At 62.1% G+C, this 20,128-nt stretch carries 18 protein-coding genes; 9 read left to right on the top strand and 9 right to left on the bottom strand.

The window, feature by feature from the left end:
• Positions 1-5: 5 nt before the first annotated feature.
• From ftsH to folD, 6 genes are all read left to right on the top strand, one after another.
• Positions 6-1,931 (top strand): ATP-dependent zinc metalloprotease FtsH, encoded by a 1,926-nt coding sequence (gene ftsH / locus KUV38_RS11040; RefSeq protein ID WP_222470095.1) that lies wholly within the window; start codon positions 6-8, stop codon positions 1,929-1,931.
• Between the two features lie 128 nt (positions 1,932-2,059).
• Positions 2,060-2,830 carry a methyltransferase domain-containing protein gene (locus KUV38_RS11035; protein WP_222470094.1) on the top strand — a complete coding sequence of 257 codons (771 nt, stop codon included), beginning with the start codon at positions 2,060-2,062 and terminating at the stop codon, positions 2,828-2,830.
• A gap of 11 nt (positions 2,831-2,841) precedes the next feature.
• Positions 2,842-3,426, top strand: a complete 585-nt coding sequence (locus KUV38_RS11030) for an MOSC domain-containing protein (protein WP_222470093.1) — start codon at positions 2,842-2,844, stop codon at positions 3,424-3,426.
• 139 nt (positions 3,427-3,565) lie between these two features.
• Complete coding sequence (locus tag KUV38_RS11025) at positions 3,566-5,242, top strand: formate--tetrahydrofolate ligase (RefSeq protein WP_222470092.1); 1,677 nt, start codon at positions 3,566-3,568, stop codon at positions 5,240-5,242.
• Positions 5,242-5,553: a chorismate mutase gene (locus KUV38_RS11020; protein ID WP_261385205.1), complete on the top strand. Its 312-nt coding sequence runs from the start codon at positions 5,242-5,244 to the stop codon at positions 5,551-5,553. The genes KUV38_RS11025 and KUV38_RS11020 overlap by 1 nt, the downstream gene beginning before the upstream one ends.
• Before the next feature lie 37 nt (positions 5,554-5,590).
• Positions 5,591-6,490 carry a bifunctional methylenetetrahydrofolate dehydrogenase/methenyltetrahydrofolate cyclohydrolase FolD gene (gene folD / locus KUV38_RS11015; RefSeq protein WP_222470091.1) on the top strand — a complete coding sequence of 300 codons (900 nt, stop codon included), beginning with the start codon at positions 5,591-5,593 and terminating at the stop codon, positions 6,488-6,490.
• On the opposite strand, the gene KUV38_RS11010 is transcribed toward folD, so the two are convergent.
• Genes KUV38_RS11010 through KUV38_RS10990 form a run of 5 tightly spaced genes read right to left on the bottom strand, consistent with a single transcriptional unit; the run spans position 6,479 to position 10,912 of the window.
• A complete protein-coding gene (locus tag KUV38_RS11010; protein WP_222470090.1) occupies positions 6,479-6,703 on the bottom strand; it encodes a hypothetical protein in 225 nt (74 codons plus the stop codon). The two genes, folD and KUV38_RS11010, sit on opposite strands and share 12 nt — an antisense overlap.
• Positions 6,704-6,727: 24 nt before the next feature.
• Positions 6,728-7,138 (bottom strand): PaaI family thioesterase, encoded by a 411-nt coding sequence (locus KUV38_RS11005; RefSeq protein WP_222470089.1) that lies wholly within the window; start codon positions 7,136-7,138, stop codon positions 6,728-6,730.
• Between the two features lie 60 nt (positions 7,139-7,198).
• Positions 7,199-7,855: a ligase-associated DNA damage response endonuclease PdeM gene (gene pdeM, locus KUV38_RS11000; RefSeq protein ID WP_222470088.1), complete on the bottom strand. Its 657-nt coding sequence runs from the start codon at positions 7,853-7,855 to the stop codon at positions 7,199-7,201.
• A gap of 27 nt (positions 7,856-7,882) precedes the next feature.
• Complete coding sequence (locus KUV38_RS10995; protein WP_222470087.1) at positions 7,883-10,294, bottom strand: ligase-associated DNA damage response DEXH box helicase; 2,412 nt, start codon at positions 10,292-10,294, stop codon at positions 7,883-7,885.
• A 6-nt stretch (positions 10,295-10,300) separates the two neighbouring features.
• A complete protein-coding gene (locus KUV38_RS10990) occupies positions 10,301-10,912 on the bottom strand; it encodes a MarR family winged helix-turn-helix transcriptional regulator (protein WP_261384533.1) in 612 nt (203 codons plus the stop codon).
• A gap of 56 nt (positions 10,913-10,968) precedes the next feature.
• Here KUV38_RS10990 and KUV38_RS10985 point away from each other — a divergent pair, with 56 nt between their 5' ends.
• Positions 10,969-12,525, top strand: coding sequence for an MDR family MFS transporter (locus KUV38_RS10985; RefSeq protein WP_222470085.1), 1,557 nt, complete (start codon positions 10,969-10,971; stop codon positions 12,523-12,525).
• Between the two features lie 51 nt (positions 12,526-12,576).
• Here KUV38_RS10985 and KUV38_RS10980 read toward each other — a convergent pair whose 3' ends face one another.
• A complete protein-coding gene (locus KUV38_RS10980; protein ID WP_222470084.1) occupies positions 12,577-13,887 on the bottom strand; it encodes an ATPase in 1,311 nt (436 codons plus the stop codon).
• A gap of 140 nt (positions 13,888-14,027) precedes the next feature.
• Between KUV38_RS10980 and KUV38_RS10975 the strand changes: the two genes are divergently transcribed.
• A complete protein-coding gene (locus tag KUV38_RS10975) occupies positions 14,028-15,647 on the top strand; it encodes a hypothetical protein (RefSeq protein WP_222470083.1) in 1,620 nt (539 codons plus the stop codon).
• Here the strand turns inward: KUV38_RS10975 and KUV38_RS10970 are convergent.
• From KUV38_RS10970 to KUV38_RS10960, 3 genes are read right to left on the bottom strand one after another with little or no spacing between them, the layout of a single operon-like run.
• Positions 15,644-16,138, bottom strand: coding sequence for a prepilin peptidase (locus tag KUV38_RS10970; protein ID WP_222470082.1), 495 nt, complete (start codon positions 16,136-16,138; stop codon positions 15,644-15,646). The genes KUV38_RS10975 and KUV38_RS10970 overlap by 4 nt on opposite strands.
• Positions 16,139-16,153: 15 nt before the next feature.
• On the bottom strand, positions 16,154-17,011 hold the full coding sequence (locus KUV38_RS10965) for a tetratricopeptide repeat protein (protein ID WP_222470081.1): 858 nt from the start codon (positions 17,009-17,011) through the stop codon (positions 16,154-16,156).
• A gap of 31 nt (positions 17,012-17,042) precedes the next feature.
• Positions 17,043-17,684, bottom strand: a complete 642-nt coding sequence (locus tag KUV38_RS10960) for a tetratricopeptide repeat protein (protein WP_410001027.1) — start codon at positions 17,682-17,684, stop codon at positions 17,043-17,045.
• A 440-nt stretch (positions 17,685-18,124) separates the two neighbouring features.
• On the opposite strand from KUV38_RS10960, the gene KUV38_RS10955 reads away from it, so the two are divergent.
• Positions 18,125-20,098 (top strand): ATP-binding protein, encoded by a 1,974-nt coding sequence (locus KUV38_RS10955; protein WP_261384534.1) that lies wholly within the window; start codon positions 18,125-18,127, stop codon positions 20,096-20,098.
• Positions 20,099-20,128: the final 30 nt, after the last annotated feature.

The following is a 20,128-nucleotide window of genomic DNA, read 5'->3' as shown; positions in this document are numbered from 1 at the left end:
GCCTGATGGGCAATGCACGCAATATCGCGTTTTGGGTCGTTCTGTTCGTTTTGATCCTTGCGCTCTTCAACCTCTTCTCCGGCGACAACGCCACCATGTCGTCGCGCAACCTGAGCTACTCCGACTTCGTCGAGGCGGTAGAGAACGGTAGCGTCAGCGAGGCCACGATCGACGGTGAGGAGATGCGCGTCCGCACCACCGATGACACCACCTACACCACGATCATCCCGCCGGGCGTGGACCCGACCGAGGTGTTGATCGCCAATGACGTGGAGGTGAGCGCCAAGGCCCAGCAACAGAATGGCCTGCTGGCCTACATCGGCACGCTCCTGCCCTTCATCATCCTCATCGGCATCTGGATCTTCCTGATGAACCGGATGCAGGGCGGCGGGCGCGGCGGGGCGATGGGCTTCGGCAAGTCCAAGGCCAAGCTGCTGACCGAAAAGCACGGGCGCGTCACCTTCGATGATGTCGCCGGTATCGACGAGGCCAAGGAAGAGCTTGAAGAGATCGTCGAGTTCCTGCGCAACCCGCAGAAGTTTTCGCGCCTCGGCGGCAAGATCCCCAAGGGTGCACTGCTCGTTGGCCCTCCGGGCACGGGTAAAACCCTGCTGGCCCGCGCGATTGCGGGTGAGGCGGGCGTACCCTTCTTCACCATCTCGGGCTCCGACTTCGTGGAGATGTTCGTGGGCGTTGGTGCAAGCCGCGTGCGCGACATGTTCGAACAGGCCAAGAAGAACGCGCCCTGCATCGTGTTCATTGACGAAATCGACGCCGTGGGCCGCTCCCGCGGGGTGGGCTACGGCGGTGGCAACGATGAACGCGAGCAGACGCTGAACCAGCTGCTGGTGGAGATGGACGGCTTCGAGGCGAACGAGGGCATCATCATCGTCGCTGCGACCAACCGCCCAGACGTGCTGGACCCGGCGCTGCTACGCCCCGGCCGCTTCGACCGTCAGGTGCAGGTGCCGAACCCGGACATCAAGGGCCGTGAAAAGATCCTCGGCGTGCACGCTCGCAAGGTGCCGCTCGGCCCCGACGTGGACCTGCGGATCATCGCCCGTGGTACGCCCGGCTTCTCCGGTGCGGACCTCGCCAACCTCGTGAACGAGAGCGCCCTGATGGCCGCCCGCGTGGGCCGGCGCTTCGTGACCATGGAAGACTTTGAGAACGCCAAGGACAAGGTGATGATGGGGGCCGAGCGGCGCTCCATGGTCATGACCGAGGACGAGAAGAAGCTGACTGCCTACCACGAGGCTGGCCACGCCGTTGTGGGCCTTAACGTGCCGCAGCACGACCCGATCCACAAGGCAACGATCATCCCGCGTGGTCGGGCTCTTGGCCTCGTGCTGAGCTTGCCGGAGCGTGACCAGCTTTCGGTGAGCTACACCAAGTACAAGAGCCAGATCGCAATGGCGATGGGTGGGCGCGTGGCTGAAGAGCTGATCTTCGGGCCGGAAAACGTGACCTCCGGCGCGGCCTCCGACATCCAGCAGGTGACGCGGATCGCACGAGCGATGGTCACCCGCTTCGGCTTTGACCCGGAACTTGGCTACGTGGATTACGCCAACGAGCAGCAGAGCTATCTCGGCGGCTACCAAGGCCAGACCAACCATTCCGGCATCACGCAGAAGCTTATCGACGACAAGGTGCGTGATCTCGTCGATGAGGGCTACGAAACCGCCAAGCGGATCCTGACCGAGAAGTCGGAAGATCTGGAGCGGCTGGCGCAGGGCCTGTTGGAGTATGAGACGCTGACAGGCAACGAGATCACCCGCGTAATCGCCGGGGAGCCGCTCAACCGGGGCGATGATGACGACACCGGTGCAGCGCCCGGTGGCGGGCAAAGCGACAAGCCGTCCTTGACGGCCATCCCCAAAACCAAGCCGCGCAAAGGTGGCGGCGGCATGGAACCCGAGCCCTCGGCCTGACCGGGATGAATAGTGATGGAAACGCCGCGCAAATGCGCGGCGTTTCTGCTTTGGAGCCGCGGTAAGCAGGCTGTCTTGATGGTGATCGTTTTCACATAGTATGCATTTGCATACAATGAGGCCCTGCCATGACCGACTGGAACAGCGATCTTTATTCTCGCTTCACCGCGCCCCGTCTGCGCCCGGCGATGGATTTGCTTGCGCAAACCGGGCAATTGCCGGACGGCCCAGTGGTGGACCTTGGGTGCGGTACCGGCGTGATGGGCGAGGCGCTCGCAGCGCGTCATCCCCAGCATCCGCTGATCGGTGTCGACAACTCGCCCGCGATGCTCGCCAAGGCGCGTACTGTTTCTGCCTACGACAGGTTGCTCGAAGAAGACGCCGCTACATGGGTGCCAGACACGCCGCCGGCGCTGATCTTCTCCAATGCAGCGCTGCAATGGCTGCCGGACCACGCATCTCTTTTTCCGCATCTGGTCCGCCTGCTCACATGCGGTGGCCAGCTTGCCGTGCAGATGCCGCTCCAACACAACGCGCCTTCGCACCGGCTCATCCACGATGTCGCGGTCGACCTGTTCCCTGGCCGCTTCGACGCGCCGCGCGAACCGGTCGCAGCGCCCGAGACATACATGCGCTTGCTTGCGCCGTTCGGCGATGCCGATGTGTGGGAAACGACCTACATCCAACGCTTGCCCGCCGCTGCGGATGCGCACCCCGTGAGGCTCTTCACCCAATCCACCTTCATGCGGCCCTACACTAGCGCCATGGATGCTACCGAAGAGGCCCGGTTTCTCGCGGCCTACGATGCCGACCTCGTCACCACCTACCCGCTCGAGGCAGAAGGCACTGTCCTCTTCCCCTTTCGGCGGCTGTTCCTTACGGTCCGCCGCAACAGCTGAAGGAACGCGCAATGGCCGGACTGAAGAAGATCGACGCAACCGCCACGGTGACCTGGCTGGGCTGGGTTGAGAGCCGGGAGGCCACCCTGCGCTCGGAGCCGCTCGGTATCGTGGATGCCACGCTGGAGGGCTTTCCCGGAGAAGATCACGGCGGCGCAACCCGGCCCTCTTGCTCGCGGGTTCTCGCACTCTATCCCGAGCGCGGCACGCCCATTCGGAACACCCGCCAGCTTTCGATCCTCTCTACTGAGGAGTTGGCCGAGATCGCCCAGACGCTTGGTCTGGAAGAGCTTTCGCCGGACCTTCTCGGCGCGTCGCTCATTCTCTCCGGCCTGCCGGACTTTTCCCACATCCCGCCCGGCACCCGGCTTCAGGCGCCCTCGGGGGCCACAATCACCGTCGATCTCGAAAACGGCCCGTGCAACTTTCCGGCCAAGGAAATCGAAGAGACCCACCCCGGACACGGCAAGGGCTTCAAGGCGGCGGCGATGGGAAAGCGTGGCGTCACCGCGTGGATCGAACGCGAGGGCCGGATTACGGTGGGAGACACGCTCACTGTGTTCCTCCCCGACCAGCCCGCCTGGGCGGGCACCTGAGCCACCGGGGTTTCCAATCGTCAACCCCGGTTTCCCGCACCCGGCGTTTCCGCGCCCGAATATGTCGCAATAGGCCCGCTGCCGGGCTGGCGTGAGCGCTACCACCTGAGTAACACCGCGACCGGAGGAGGGAGGCCCCATGAGCGTGAAATCCGACATTGAGATTGCCCGCGAGGCGAAGAAACGCCCCATTCAGGAGATCGGCGCCAAGCTGGGTATTCCGGAGGAGCACCTGCTGCCCTACGGCCATGACAAGGCCAAGGTGGGACAGGCGTTTATCTCGGGCCTGAAGGACCGCGCGAACGGCAAGCTCATCCTTGTGACGGCGATCAACCCGACGCCGGCAGGCGAGGGCAAGACGACCACGACAGTTGGCCTCGGCGACGGGCTGAATGCCATCGGCAAGAAGGCGGCGATCTGCATCCGCGAAGCCTCGCTCGGCCCCTGCTTCGGCATGAAGGGCGGCGCGGCGGGCGGCGGCTATGCACAGGTGGTGCCGATGGAGGAGATGAACCTCCATTTCACCGGCGATTTCCACGCGATCACCAGCGCTCACAACCTGCTGTCGGCGATGATCGACAATCACATCTACTGGGGCAACGAGCTGGGCATCGATGAACGCCGCGTGGTCTGGCGCCGGGTGATGGACATGAACGACCGTGCCCTGCGTGACGTGGTGGTGAGCCTTGGTGGTGTGGCCAACGGCTTCCCGCGGCAAGGCGGGTTCGACATTACCGTAGCCTCCGAGGTCATGGCGATCCTTTGCCTATCGACCGATCTTGCCGACCTTGAACACCGGCTCGGCCGGATCATCGTGGCCTATACCCGCGAGCGTGAGCCGATCACCTGCGCGCAGATTGGGGCAGCCGGGGCGATGACGGTGCTGCTGAAGGATGCGATGCAGCCCAATCTCGTGCAGACGCTCGAGCATAACCCGGCCTTCGTGCATGGCGGCCCCTTTGCCAACATCGCGCATGGGTGCAACTCGGTCATCGCCACCACGACCGCGCTCAAACTGGCCGACTACGTGGTGACCGAGGCGGGCTTCGGCGCCGACCTCGGGGCCGAGAAGTTCATGAACATCAAGTGCCGCAAGGCGGGCCTCGCGCCCGATTGCGTGGTGCTCGTGGCCACGGTGCGAGCGATGAAGATGAACGGCGGCGTCGCCAAGGCCGACCTTGGGGCCGAGAACGTTGCGGCGGTGCAGGCGGGCTGCCCCAACCTCGGGCGGCATATCCAGAACGTGAAGAGCTTCGGCGTGCCGGTGGTGGTGGCGATCAACCACTTTGTCTCTGATACCGACGCCGAGGTGCAGGCGGTGAAGGACTACGTGGCCGAAATGGGCTCGGAGGCGATCCTCTGCAAGCACTGGGCCGAGGGCTCGAAAGGCACCGAAGCGCTGGCGACCCGCGTGGCCGAGATTGCCGACAGCGGCACCTCGCAATTCGCACCGCTCTATGCCGACGAGATGGGCCTTTTCGAAAAGATCGAGACCATCGCGACCCGCATCTACCATGCCGACGAGGTGCTGGCTGACAAGAAGATCCGCGATCAGCTCCGCGCGTGGGAGGCGGCGGGCTTCGGTCATCTGCCGGTCTGCATGGCCAAGACGCAATACAGCTTCTCGACAGATCCCAACCTGCGCGGCGCGCCCACCGGCCATTCGGTGCCAGTGCGCGAGGTGCGCCTCTCTGCCGGAGCCGGGTTTATCGTGGCGATCTGCGGGGAGATCATGACCATGCCGGGCTTGCCGCGTACCCCTGCCGCGCAGAGCATCGGCCTGAATGAGGCGGGCGACGTGGAAGGGCTGTTCTGATGCGCAAGCCGCCTGCCACGATCGGCACCATGGAGGAGATGCGCGCGCAGATCGACGAGATCGATGCCGCGCTGATCACCCTGCTGGCCGAGCGGCAGGCGCATGTGGATTGCGTTCCGGCTCTGAAGCGGGCGGCGGGCATCTCTGCCGCTGCCCCCTCCCGCGCCGAGGCGGTGCTTCAGAACGTCACTGCCAAGGCAGAGGCTGCCGGGTTCGCACCAGACCTCGCCCGCGCCATGTGGCGCGAGATGATCGACTACTACGTTGCCCGCGAGCAAGAGCAGCTTGGCACCGGCGGCGCCGACCGTTAGGCGCTGGCACAGGATACGCACCCAGATGGAGAGCCACATGAGCGCAAAGACGATAGACGGAAAAGCCTTCGCGGCCTCGGTTCGGGAAAAGGTGGCGGGCCATGTGGCGCGGCTCAAGGACGAGCATGGCATCACGCCCGGCCTCGCCGTGGTGCTGGTGGGCGAAGACCCGGCGAGCGAGGTCTACGTGGCGGCCAAGCACCGGCAGACAGTTGAGGTTGGCATGGCCAGCTTCGAGCACAAACTGCCCGCCGATGCTTCCGAAGAGACGCTCTTTGCCCTGATCGACAAACTCAATGCCGATCCGGCGGTGCATGGCATCCTCTGCCAGTTCCCGGTGCCCGAGCAGCTTGACGAGCGCCGCACGGTGGCGAGGATCGACCCGACCAAGGATGTCGACGGGCTTAGCGTGACCAACGCGGGGCTACTGGCGACGGGCGGCAAGGCGCTTGTGAGTTGCACGCCGCTGGGCTGCCTTATGTTGCTGCGCGATCAACTCGGTGATCTCACTGGCAAGGAGGCGGTAGTGATCGGGCGCTCCAATCTCTTTGGCAAACCGATGGGCCAGCTCCTACTGCGCAACAACTGCACTGTGACCATTGCCCACTCCCGCACCAAGGATCTCGCCGAGGTGTGCCGCCGCGCCGATATTCTCATCGCCGCCGTGGGGCGGGCCGAGATGGTGCAGGGTGATTGGGTCAAGCCGGGTGCCACAGTGATCGACGTGGGTATCACGCGCATCCCGCACCCCGACAAACCGGGCAAGACCAAGCTTTTGGGCGATGTGGATTTCGCGGCGGCTTCGGACAACGCAGCGGCGATCACGCCGGTGCCGGGCGGGGTGGGACCGATGACCATCGCCTGTCTGCTGGCGAACACGCTCACCGCCTGCTGCCGGGCGCACGGGTTGCCGGAGCCCGAAGGTCTAACCGCCTGAGCGCAGGCGGATTTCGCGGGCGAGCGCTTGGCGTTCGTCTGCCAATGCGCCCTCGATTGCAAAGGCCTCCTCATTGACTGCGCCCGGGTCCTCCTGCCCGTCGCGCATGGCTTCTTCCAGCCATTGCAGGATGTCGTCCTTGCTGCGCCCGGCGACGATCATCGCGATGACCTGACGCTGGGCGATCAGTCTGCCTTCGGTGGTGCTATCCATCTCGCTTTCCTTTCCTGCCCGGTGTCACGCCGGGATCATCGTGCCTTGCAGCACCGCACAGTGCCGGCGCGTTTCGTTCTCTACTGCAAACACATCGGCCGCCACCACGACCAGCCGCCGCCCGTTTTTGATGACGCGCCCCTCCGCAACCAGCCGCGTGCCGGCGGCGGGGGCGATGAGGTTGATCTTCATCTCGATGGTCAGAACCTCCTTGTCCGCCGGCATGACTGAAAGCGCAGAGTATCCAGCAGCACTGTCAGCCAGCGAAAAGGCAAGGCCTGCGTGGGCGTAGCCATGCTGTTGCAACACGTGGTCCGCAATGGGGGCGGTGAGGGTCACTCGGCCCTCGGCAACGGCAGCCACCTCGGCCCTCAGCGTTGCCATCATGCTTTGCCGGGCGAAACTGCCGCGGATGCGGTCTTCGATACTTGTCATTTGCGGCCCTCCCACGTGCAGGCTGCGGGCAATCGCGGCGGGAGGCAAGGCACTCCGCAGTCAGGGCAGGGGCACGGCGAGGGCGCGCGGCCCGGTGAGCACGGCGATGGCGCGGGCTGCGAAGAGGCGGCGCAGTTCTGGCGTGTCACACCGCAGGCCGCCGGTATAGGTGCCGAAGGCGGGCAGAATGAGTCGCGTGCCATCGTAAACAAAGGCCGGGCGCGAGGTGCCGGAGCGGGGCAGGCGGTGCTTGGGGTGGTAGTGCCCCGAGATCTCGCCCGCGGTGCAGACATCCTCCGCGATGTGACGGAACCGGAGGCCCGCCACGGCGTGTTGCGCCATGTGCTCTCCGCCAAGCTCCACCGGTCCCGGATCGTGGTTGCCCTCGATCCAAATCCAGCGACGACCGGCTTGCATGCCTGCGAGGCGCACCCTGAGACTGTCGGGCAAGGCCAGGGCTGCACCCAAGTCGTCGAAACTGTCGCCAAGGCAAATCACCGTGTCCGGCGCGAGCAGGTCCAGCTCGGCCTCGAGCCTGTCCAGCGTTTCCAGAGTCTCATAGGGCGGCAGAAGCGAGCCGCCCCGCCGGGCCATCCGTTCGGACTTGCCAAGATGCAGGTCAGAGACGCACAGGAGCCGCTCATCGGGCAGCCAAAGCGCTCCGGTAGGGCGCGCCTCGAGACGGCAGCCGGCGAGGGTGAAGGCATGAGCGTTCATGATCCGTTCCTAGGCCGAAATGTCGAATTACTGCAAGCCCCCGCTCGACAGACCGGCCTTGGCCATGAGCGCCTCGGCCTCAGCTTCCGCCAACCTCTCGCGGCCCTTGCCGGCCACCGGAACCTTGCCCACTTCAAGCAAGAGGGGTGCGGCCATGGGTGTGACCCGGTCAAGCACCACATGGTCGATGCGGCCCTCGACGCGGGCGAGCATCTCTTCGACACGTCCGAAATCTACAAGCCCCTTCATCGCCTCTTCGCGGGTGATCCGCATCAGAAGGTGATCGGGGTCATACTTCAGCAGCGTGTCGTAGAGGATGTCGGAGGAGAAGGTCGCCTGACGGCCAGTTTTGCGGTTTTGTGGCAGGTTGCGCTCGATCAGCCCGGCAATGGTGGCCGAGGCACGAAAGGTTCGCTTCATTACCGCGTTCTTCGCTAGCCACCCTTCTAGCACGTCACGCAGCACCTGAGGGGCCAGAAGCGGGGCCGGGTCGTCGACCTGCTCCAGCCCCCAGATCAGTGTGGCGTAGTCGGTGGCGACAAACCCCAGCGGGTCCAGCCCCACCTCCTCCATCCTGCGGGTCACAAGAAGGCCGAGCGTCTGCTGGGCGTTGCGGCCAGCAAAGCCATAGAGGCAGGTGTGGGCGCGACTGTCATGCGGGAAGCTCTCGATCAGAAGCCTGTCGCCACGCGGCAGTTGAGATACATCGCGCTGAAGCGCCAGCCAACGGCGGGTGTCCTCCGGCAGCGCCTGCCAATCGCCGTGGATCAACTCGAGAATCCGCTCGGTCAGCCGGGTTGAGGCCGAGAATTTGGTGCCGCCGAAGACCGCGATCTTCGGTGTCTTGTTGGCCGAACGGCTGACCTGCACCGTCATCTCTTTCAACCCCTCGTACCGCACGATCTCGCCGCCGATCAGAAAGGTATCGCCCTCTGTCAACGAGGCTGCAAAGCCCTCTTCGACTTCGCCGAGGGGTTGGCCACCGCGACCGCGCATGCGCACTTTGAGCAGCTCGGTGTCCTGAATGGTGCCGATGTTCATGCGGATGCGCTGCGCCGTGCGTGGGTCGCGCAGGCCCCAGAGGCCGTCACGCTGCATCAGCTTTTGCCATCGGTCATAGGCCTTGAGCGCGTAGCCGCCGGTGGCGCAAAAATCGAGGCAGTCGTCAAAGGCGGCCCGCGACAGCCCTGCATAGGCGCCGACAGTCTTGACCTCACGGTATAGCTCGGCCTCGTCGAACGGCCCGGCGCAGGCGCGGATCAGGATGTGCTGGCAAAGCACATCGCGCGGGCCGGGGCCGCGCGGCTCGCCATCGAGGTCTTGCTCGGCGGCGGCCTCCAGCGCGGCGCGGCACTCCAGCACCTCGAACCGGTTGGCGGGCACCAGCCGGGCCTTGGAGGGCGCGTTGTAGCGGTGGTTCGCCCGCCCGATCCGCTGGACCAGGCGCTTGACGTTCTTCGGCCCGCCGATCTGGATGATCAGATCCACATCGCCCCAGTCAATGCCCAAATCGAGGGTGCCGGTGCAGACGATCGCGCGCAGGTCACCGGACACCATCGCGGCTTCGACCTTCTGCCGCTGCTCGCGTGCGAGGCTGCCGTGGTGGATCGCGATTGGCAGTCCTTCCTCATTGGCGAGCCAGAGGTTGTGAAAGAAAATCTCTGCCTGCGCGCGGGTGTTGTGAAAGATCAGTGTGGTCCGGTGCTTGCGAACCTCGGCCAGCACCTCGGGGATTGCATGGACCGCGCCGCCCCCGGCCCAGGGCGGAGGGGCTGCGGTTTCAAGCATCGCGATGTCGGGCAGGGGGCCGGGATCGGCGAGGATCACTTTGCAGGGGTCCGGATGGCAGGCCAGTTGTCGGGCCAGCGCAGGCGGGTCTTCGACCGTAGCCGAAAGGCCGACGCGGCGCATGCCGGGGGCGAGTGCCTGAAGGCGGGACAGCGCGAGCATGAGCTGGTCACCGCGCTTGCTCTCGGCCAACGCATGGATCTCATCCACCACCACGCGGCTGAGGCCCGCAAAGATACGCGGCGCATCCTCGTAGGAGATCAGGAGGGCCAATGATTCCGGCGTGGTGAGCAGGATGTGCGGGGGGTCGGCACGCTGGCGCTTTCGAGCGGAGGCCGGTGTGTCGCCGGTGCGATCCTCAATCCGGATCGGAAGGCCCATCTCTTCGACGGGCCGCAAAAGGTTGCGCCGAATGTCAGCGGCAAGGGCCTTGAGCGGTGAGATGTAGAGGGTATGGAGCCCCTGGTGGCTGCCATCCGCCAGTTCCGCCAGCGAGGGCAGGAAGCCGGCAAGGGTCTTGCCGCCGCCCGTCGGGGCGATCAGCAGGCTGGCAGGCTCTTGTGCCCGGTCCAGCATCTCCATCTGATGGGGGTGCGGCTCCCAGCCGTTGCGGGCGAACCAATCGGCGAAGCGTGGCGGAAGCGCGGCCATGCGGCTCTATTTGTCGTCCTTCTGGTTCGCCAGATCTGTCAGCCCTTCGCGCAGCGCGTCGATCTCGGCGGCGATCTTTCCGCTGGGGTCGTCGGGGGCATCAGACCATGACGAGAACCGCTCGATCAGCGGCACGAAGGTGCGCACCTCTTCATCGGTCCAGCTCTTAAGGAAGTGGCCGAGGGTGTAGAATTTGAAAGCCCGGACCGCCTGAACAATCCGGTCGCCATCGTTGGTCACCTCAAGGATGGCGCGGCGGGCATCTTCTTGGCTCACGCCACGGCGCACCAGCTTCTTACGGATCAGTTCGGTGGTCAGGCGCGACGCCCGAGAGGGGTCGATGCCGAGGCGGGTGGCGACGGTTCCCACCGTGGTTTCGCCCTCGTCTTCGTCGCCAAATTCATTGGCAGGGCGCCAGACAGCGATGAGCGCATCAAGTTCGGCGAGTTCCACTTTCAGCCCGAGTTCACGGACGGCGCGCAGACCAAGTTCTCGCTTCGTGAAACGGCGCCGCCAGCGTTGGAGCGTCGCGTCCAGTTCAAGAGCACTTCGGGCCAGATCTTCACTGACTCCGACGTGGTCCAGATCGCGAATAACTTGCTCGTCTCTATCGCCCAAAGTGGCTCCCCCTGTCCGTGTGGTTGACATATATATGCTATCGACACATATATGCAATGAACCCGATAACCAAGGCCTTTCAGGCTTTGGGTGGCAAGGACATACATGTGACTGTTTCAACCGAAAAGCCCTTTGTAGACAATGCACCCAGCGGGCGAGTGGGTTTGGTGCTGGTTGCCGTTGCGGCAACTCTGCTCTTTGCCTCCCTCGGGCAAACCATCGTGACCACGGCGATGCCGATCATGGTGGCAGAGCTCGGCGGGGTGGATCACATCACATGGGTCATCACCGCCTTCTTGCTCGCCTCCACCATCGGCGCACCGGTTAGTGGCAAGCTTGGTGACCTGTTCGGGCGCAAGGTGGTCATCCAAGGCGGCATCCTGGTGTTCGTGCTGGGCTCGGCGATCTGCGGCTTCGCGCAATCGATGGAGATGCTCATCGCCGGGCGTGCGGTGCAGGGCCTCGGCGGCGGCGGTCTTATCGTGGTGTCGATGGCCGTGGTGGCAGATGTGTTGCCGCCCCGGGAACGGGGTAAGGCACAGGGCCTGCTCGGGGCAGTCTTCGGGGTGTCGACCGTCATCGGCCCGCTGATCGGCGGCTTCCTCGTTCAAGCCTTCAGCTGGCACTGGATCTTTTTCGTGAACTTCCCTGTCGGCCTGCTGGCCTTCGTGGTGCTCGGCTTCGCGCTTGAAACGCCGCCGCGCTCCAGCAAGGCGAAGCTCGACTTTCTCGGAGCCGGGTTGCTCGCCACCGTTCTTTCGGTGGCCGTGCTCGGCTCCAACCTTGGCGGGACGGTCCTCCCCTGGGGCAGTGCTGCGTTTCTGGGCCTCGTGGCCTTGGGGCTCGCCGCTGCCGCCGGGTTCGTTCTCGCCGAACAGCGTGCGGAAGAGCCCATTCTCCCTCTGGGGCTCTTCCGCAACAACACCTTCCTCGTGGTGAACACTGTGGGCTTCATGGTGGGCGTGGCGATGTTCGGAACGATCACCTTCATCCCGCTCTACCTGCAGGTTGTGCAGGGCGTGTCGCCCGCCGTGTCGGGGCTGTTCCTGACGCCGATGATGGCCGGGCTGATCGCCTCGTCGACCGGGGCAGGGCAGATCATGGCACGCACCGGCCGTTACAAGATCATGCCAACGCTCTCGACCGCCTTGCTCGCCTTGGCCATGCTCTCGCTCTCGACCCTCTCCGAAGGCTCGCCGCTCTGGCTGGTGGCCGTGTCGATGATCTTCGTTGGCCTTGGCCTTGGCCCGGTGTTCTCCATCGGCGTCGCCGCGATCCAGAACGCGGTGCCCCGCCACATGCTCGGCGTCGGGACCGCCTCAGCCAACATGTTCCGTCTCATTGGCGGATCGGTAGGCACGGCGGCCTTTGGTGCGCTCTTCGGTACCGGTCTGGCGCAGAACCTCGCCGGCACTTTGCCCGAGGGCACGAGCCTGCGCTCGATGAGCGCGACGACCATCGCCACCCTTCCACCAGAGGCGCAGGCGCATGTCCAGCACGGTTTCTCGCTCGCTCTTCACCCGATCTTCTGGATCGGTGCGGCGGTGGCCCTGCTGGCCTGTGTGACATCGATGAGATTGCGGGAACTCCCGCTTGCAGACGCCCGCGGATGACGGGCTGGCGGCGGCGGCAAGAGGAGGCGCCGCCGCTGCCGACAGGTCACTTTAGTGCACGATCGTCTCTTCCTTGACGAACATGTTCGCCCAGGCGCGGTCGATCAGTTCGGGCGTCATCTGGTAGGGGATGCCCTCGAACTCGCAGATGGCTATCATCTGGTCGATCAAGAAGATCGGCTGGTAGTTGGCGTAGATGTTGTCGATCTCCGGATACTTCACCTTCAGCAGGTGGATCAGCGCATCCTGATCGAGCGGCATGCCGCGCTTCTTGGCGACCATCGCGAAGATCTTCAGGTAATCCTCCTGCACCGGCCCGTCGATCTTGATCTTGAAGAAGATCCGGCGCAGCGCCGCCTTATCGAAGATCTCGTTGGGGTGGAAGTTGGTGGAGAAGATCACCAGCGTGTCGAAGGGCACCTCGAACTTCTCGCCCGACTGCAGGGCGAGGATATCCTTGCTCTCTTCCAGCGGAACGATCCAGCGGTTGACCAGTGCCTGCGGCGGCTCAGCCTGACGGCCAAGGTCGTCCACGATGAAGATGCCGCCGGAGGACTTCAGCTGAAGCGGGGCCTGATAGGTGCGGGCGGTGGGGTTGTAGACCAGGTCGAGCATCGAGAGTGAAAGCTCACCACCAGTGATCACGGTCGGGCGCTCGCAGCGCACATAGCGGGTATCGAAGCGGCCCGAGGTGCGGCGCAGGCTGTTGGGGTCGTCGGCCTCTTCCTCGACGGCGGTATGCACGATCGGGTCGAAGACCGTGATCACCTGTCCGGCGTATTCAATGGCGCGGGGGATGAAGATCTTGTCCCCCATCGCATCGCGAATACCGTTCGAGATCGAGGACTTGCCGTTGCCCGGCGGGCCATACATCAGGATCGAACGACCGGCAGAGACCGCCGGGCCGAGGTGGTCAAGCAGGCTGTCGGGCAAGATCAAGTGGCCCATAGCGTCGGTGAGCTGCTGACGAGTGATCTGGATGTTGCGGATCGACTGGCGCTTCACCTGCTCCTGATACACCTCCAGCGGCACCGGCATGGCGCCGTAGTATTCAGACTGGGCCAGCGCATCGAGCGCTCGCGCCTTGCCGGCGTCAGTGAGCTGATAGCCCATCTCACCCGAGCCGCCTGCCGTCATGGAACCCGTCGCCTCGATCAGCTTCTGGCTGCGCGCGAGGTCCACCAGTTCTTGTGTCACCGGGATCGGCAGGCAGATGGCCGGCGAAATTTCGGCCACGGTCTCGACGTTCTTGCGGAAAATGGTTTTCAGCACGATGTCGCGCATCATCACCAGGGGCAATTGCATGTCTTCCAACCGCTTCGGCGCGGGGGGCGCAATCACATTGGCCACTTCCATGTTCATCCGGGTCACCTGCTCGTTTTTTGGCGCACGTCTCAAAATCTCCCCGGGTTTCGCCGCATAACCGCCCAAGGCGTGGACAATACCCGTGGTGAGCAGGACTGTGCCCCGCTATTGTGGCCAAAAAATGGACAAGAGCAGCGATGAAAAAGACAAACGCCGGTAGGTTGTTCGTGGTTTTGTTGGCGGTTCTCGCTGTCGAGGCCGGGCTGGCGATGTGGCGCGGCCAACTGTTGGTCGGCAAGCATGAAGGCGACATGCTGCATCTGCTCGAGATCGTCTTTCGCATGGCTGATGGCGAGTGGCCGCATCTCGATTTTATGACCCCGATCGGCTTCATGGCCTTCGCGCCCATCGCGCTTTTCGTGAAGCTGGGGGCAGGGGTCGGCTCCTCAATCCTTTATGCCCAGGCGCTGATGGGGCTGCTGCTCTTGCCTCTGGCATGGCGCGCAGGGCTGTCGCGGCTCACCGGGTACTGGCCCTACCTCTTTGGCGCGCTGGTCATCGTGCTGGTCACGGCGCTGGTGCACGGAGAGGCTGAGCGCTCGGTCTCGATCTCCATGCATTACAATCGCTGGGCCTGGGCGGCAGCCTTCATCGCAATTCTCATTGCGACCCTCCCTCCGGTCGACGGACACAAAAACCAGACGGCCGATGGCATCGTGGTGGGCCTCGCGCTGGCCTTTCTGGCGCTGTGCAAGGTCACCTATTTCGCCGCCTTCGTGATCCCGGTCGCAGTTGGCCTCTTGGCGCACAAGCAGCACCGCGCATTCATGTTCGCATTGGCCACCGGCCTTACAATCGTGGCAGTCGTAACCGCCTTCGCCGGGCTCGATTTCTGGGCAGCCTACATGCGTGATCTGTTGCGGGTTTCGGCCTCCGAAGTCCGGGCCAACCCCGGCGCGCCCTTTGCAGCGGTCATTGCCGCGCCAGCCTACCTTGGCGGCTCCATCGTGCTGCTGTTCAGCGTCATCCTGCTGCGTCAGGCCAAGAAGATGACCGAGGGCTTGGTGCTGCTGCTCCTGACACCCGGCTTCTTTTATGTGACGTTCCAGAACTTCGGTAACGATCCGCAGTGGCTCCTGTTGCTGGGCATCCTGCTCTTCGCCGCACGCCCAGAGGGCGGGATCACAAATGGCGCAGGGTGGGATATGCGCACGGCTGTGGGCCTCTCAGGCGCCGCGGCTTTCGCCATGATTGTGCCCTCTGCGATCAACCTCGCCTACAGCCCGATCCGCCACCTTGGGCAGGATGCCGCGCAGCATGTGCCGCTGCTGCCGCGCGCCACCCTTCATGCCGATCTGCAAACCGGAACTGTCCGCGCCCTGCGCGCTGACAAGCGGGTGCCAATGGAAGTGCCGGGCAGCGGCTTGGATGTATGGGCAGAGAGGGCCGAACGCGGGTCGGCGGATGTGCTGAACGGCGAGGAGTTGCCGCGTTGCGAGGTGATGCTCGGCCTCTCCGCTCTGTTCGACAGCATGGCGACGAGCCTCGAAGAGAGCGGCCACGCGGGCGAGCGGATTTTCATCGCCGATCTCTTCTCCTCGATCTGGCTGTTCGGCGATTTCGAGCGGCTGGAGAACGGCGCGCCGTGGTACTACGGCGGGCTGCCGGGCTATGATACGGCCGATTACATTCTCGTGCCGCAGTGCTCCATCCACCCCAAGGTGCGCGGCCTTGTGCTGGAGCGGATCGGGCAGCGTGGCGACACGCTGATAGAGGTCAGCCGCACGCCGCTCTATATCCTGCTGGAAAAGGGCTAGATGCCGTATTTGGCAGCCATCGCAAGGTAGGCTGCGAGCGTTCCCCCGAGCGCGAGTCCCATCGGAAAGTCCTTGCGCGTCCAGCTCTCCCAATGGGGCACGATCTTGCGGACGGGGGCGATCGTGCGGACAATGCGATGGGTGACGAAGGCCGCCAACATGATAGCGGCGAAGAGCATCATCACGTTGAATAGGTCACCCAGCGCGATGAACGGGGCCATCGCGGCTGCAAACTTCGCGTCCCCGGCGCCCAGCATCCCCAGCATGTTCATCACGAAGCCGATGGCCAGAACCACGGCGAGGTGGAGCCAGCGCCAAGCGTAGTCGACGAAAGGCAGCAGGATCAGCCCCGCGATGGCGTAGACGATGACGGTCAGCACCACGGCCTTGTTGGGGATCTTCATCCGCGCCATGTCCGACCACGCCACGTACAGGCAGATCGGCGCGGTCAGGATGAAGAACCACAGGCTGGCCGTTGCGGGGGCGAGCATGGATGCGGCCCCGGATCAGTTGGTGACGTTGTTTTCCAGCGCCCTGAGCGACCGCACGGCCTCTTCAAAGTGCTGCGGGTGCGCGTCGATCGCCTCTTGCAGCAGGCCCTTGCCGGTTTCCACATCGCCCTGTTTGACCGCGGCCAGTGCGGCGGTGTGCAAGAGCTGCGCACGCTCGACTTGGGTCATCTGAACCAAGGGTAGCTGATAGTTGCGCTGAGCACCACGGGCGAGCACGAGGTTGTTCTTGGCGGTGAAGAGCTCAGGGTCGTACTGGATGGCCTCGACGAAGAGCTTCTCGGCGCCGCCGTAGTCGCCACGGGAGAGCTTGGAGTAGCCCCAGTTGTTCAGCACGCCGGAGGGCTTGGTGGTGAGGGCGACGGCGGTCTCGTAGAAGCTGTCGGCCTTCTTCCACTCCTTGTTGCTGTCGGCGACCATGGCCTCGAGGCGGTAGCGCTTGTAGGTCTCGTGGGTGGGTGGGATGCCGTCTAGCGTGGTCTCGGCTTCCTTCCAGTCGCCGTTGCGCAGGAGGGCGTCGGCAAAGTCGACCTTGTCGTCGAGCGTGCTGTCCTCGTGCTTCACCACGGCGCGCCATGCGGCGACGGCCTCGGTATTTTTCTTTGCACGGACAAGACTTAGAGCGAGGCCGCGCTTGAGGTCGATCCGCTTGGGATTGTCCTTGCTGGCGCGCTTGAAGTAGTTCACCGCCTCGTTGGGGTCGGCGACGGTTAGCATGATGTCGGAGAGGCCGTTTTCGTCTACGGCGTTCACCGAGGCCATCGCGCGGGAGACCTCGCCATCGGCGGATTTCTGACAGGCCGAGAGGGCCAGGGCACCGGTAAGTGCAAGGGAAATAAGGGATGTCTGGCGCATTTTTCTGCGTCCTTTTACTGCTCTTGCTGCCTCATGGCGTGCTGAGAAGAAGGTATTGCCCGCTGCCCCTGCGCACCAAGTCGAAATTGGTTTGTTGTTCTTGTTCAGAACCATAGCCGGGGATCTTCATGCGATCCATAGCGAGGTTAAGGTTTTTCTTGATCTCGGCGGAATTGCCACTGTCCAGCGCGAAGGCGATTTTGAAGACCCTTTCGGCCTCGCCGTACTCGCGTTTTTCCATGAGGATGACGCCTAAGTTGTTCCAGGCAGGGGGAAATTTCTCATCCTTCTCGATGGCCTTGCGCAGAAGATCCTCGGCCTGGCCCAAGCGGCCGAGCTTGAGATTTGCACTACCGAGCGCGCTCAGGACATCAACCGTCAACCCCTGCTCGGCGCCGGCCCGGTAATAGGCCGAGAGCGCCAACTCATACTCCCCCGCCGACATCAGCCTGTGCCCCACGATCAACCCGTCCGGGTCTTCGTAAGAACGGGCGCCGCTGGCCTTAGTCCCTTGATTCAATTCAGAAAGCCGATCAGACCCGCAAGCGGCCAGCGCCAGCAGGAGAAGGGCCGCGAGGGCCTTGGGGAAGATCGATCTGTAAAACAGGAGACTGCTCGCCCGCGGGTTCTTGTTGCCGCGAAGATGCGCGCGCGCCCCCGCTCTGGCAACCACCAACCCCGCATCTTCCGGCCGTCGGGCGGCGAAAGGGGCAAAAAGGTGACAGGGGCGCCCGGTGGGGCAGGATTTGATGGGAGGTATCATAGCACCCCAGCACAAGTGATGCACAACTGATGCACAACCCATGCATACGCGATGCATACGCACGCTGCGTTAAGGGGTTGGGACGGTGGGGTAGGGGAGGGTTCAGCCAACTAAAGTAGAGGCGCATCGTGGATTGCTTTGGTAGCTTGGGAACGCGACGCCTTTCCAGCAAGACGTGGCGTGACGCGAGTACGGCGTGCCATAGGCAACTGCAAACGCATTGCAGCAAACGATTATACTCAAAGGTCGATCTCTCTGCGCGGCACGGGGCAAGATGAGCCAAACTAGTAGCTAGATAAGGCGACAACTATGTCATACGCTCAGAGAGATATTTGGAGAGACACAAGACGATGTTTGAAAACTTTGATCCTTTAAGCATTTCCGACACAACCTTGCCCGACGAGAGCGTAGTTCTAAAGCGAACAAAACGTAGCATCCACTCGATCCTCCATTCATATGTAGGTTGGTTTGATCCATTCGCAGAGTTGATCCAAAATGCGATGGACGCTGTTGATAAGCGTGGCACTGATGATGGCGAGGCAAAAAGAATAAGAATAATAATTAATGAAGAGAAAAACCAAATTACCGTCTCTGATAATGGTGTCGGTTTAAGTGAAAGCGCATTCTTGAAGTTTTTAGCGCCGCATGAGTCATTTAAAGAGAAGGGTGAGCGCGGAAGCAAGGGTGTGGGTGCGACATTTTTAGCTTATGGTTTTAATTACATCAGAATTGATACGAAAACAAAGCACTTCAACGCTAGCGGCGAGATGGAGGGGGCAAGAAGCTGGCTTCACAACGACAATGCTAGCTCGAATCCGGAAGTTTATCCAACTGGCGATCCGTATATTGACGCGGACTTTCACGAGTTTTCATCTGGCGTGTCTATCACGTTAAAGCTGGACGAGACAACAAAGCCTTCAAGGCTTTCTTGGCCCGGTTTAAAAAATGCTGAGGTTTGGTTCGTTTCTTTGAGTGTGAAGACGGCATTGGGCGCAGTTTCCGAGGCTCCCGACGTGGAGGTGTACATCTGTCACGTTAACCCATCTGGCGTTGTGACAGAGCATGTGGCGAAGAGATGTGAATACTTGCCGCCACACGCTCACGTCCAAAAGGTGGTTGACTACGATAAGGTCGTCAAAACGATTGAGGAAAACGTCAAGAAAAACGGCGCGGCCGCAAAGCTTCCTGTGAAGATCAGAAACCTCGACGCAGTATCCATTAAATGGGATAGCGCTTCGATAATTGAGAAGATTGATGGCCTCGATCCGGACGACGCTCAGTTCTGCAAAGATCATAGTGTTAGCATAATTGCGTCCCTTATGTCGGGAGCAAAAGTTTGGAAGCGGCTGGCAGAAAACAAGTTCAGATATCGACCGACTGCCAAAATATACGAACCCGGAATTCAGTTGGCCGCAGATAATATGCCGCAGGGCGATATGTTGCAGATCCCCTTAGTGCGGTACACAGGCAGGCAGAACCAGGTTCATATAGTAATACACTTCAAAGATTGTGTTGTTGACTTGGGCAGGAAGGGGTTCGACAAGTCTTTTACCGACTTTGCAAAGAAAGTTTCGCGCCTCCTCTTGGAGAAGAATTTTACAAGGATTCGTGACTGCCTTAGAAATGAAGACAACAAGCAAAAGAGCCTAATCAAGGGTGACAAGGTAGACGGATGGAAGAAGGCGCTTGAGCAACATGAAGAAAATTCACCATTGCTTTTGAAGAATCCAAACTTTTTTATTCCCATAAATGAGATATCTATTTCTTCGGAGCCCTCAAGAGAGCAAGATGTTATCGCTCTATTCAATCAGTTGGTTGCTGGTGGTGTGGTAAGAGGTATTAAGGTAGTTGGAACCAATGAGATGAGCACCTACGATGGTGCTTACAGAGTAAGGGTAGGTGCAGACTATGGAAGTCATGTTTTCGACCCAGTCAGCAATCCCTTAGGGATAACCGAGGAGCATTCTTCTGACTACGAGGATGAATATCCTGAAGGCTTCGTTTCAACCAAACTTAAGGTTTTGGAGTACAAATTTACCCTAGATGGCTTGATTTCTGATTTGACTACTGGAGACAAGCAAGCCTCTGATATTGATCTAGTTATCGCTTGGGAAGCAGGTGATGACTATGTTCAGTTGTTTGAGTTGAATTCACTGTTGATCGATGAGGGGTGCTCTGATCGTGAATATCACGGCGTTACGCATACCCTTTCGGATGAGCATGGCAACCATGTTATGGACGTAATTTTGCTTCGCGACCTCATCGGATTCTTGAATGCTCCTGATGAGGAGGGTCGCAGGCAGGAAATGTATGAAATAGGATGATGCAGAAAGTTGGGGACGTGGAATTGCTGA

The organism is Vannielia litorea (assembly GCF_019801175.1).
In the GTDB taxonomy this organism is placed as follows: domain Bacteria; phylum Pseudomonadota; class Alphaproteobacteria; order Rhodobacterales; family Rhodobacteraceae; genus Vannielia; species Vannielia litorea_B.
This window is presented reverse-complemented; position numbering and strand designations above follow the sequence as displayed.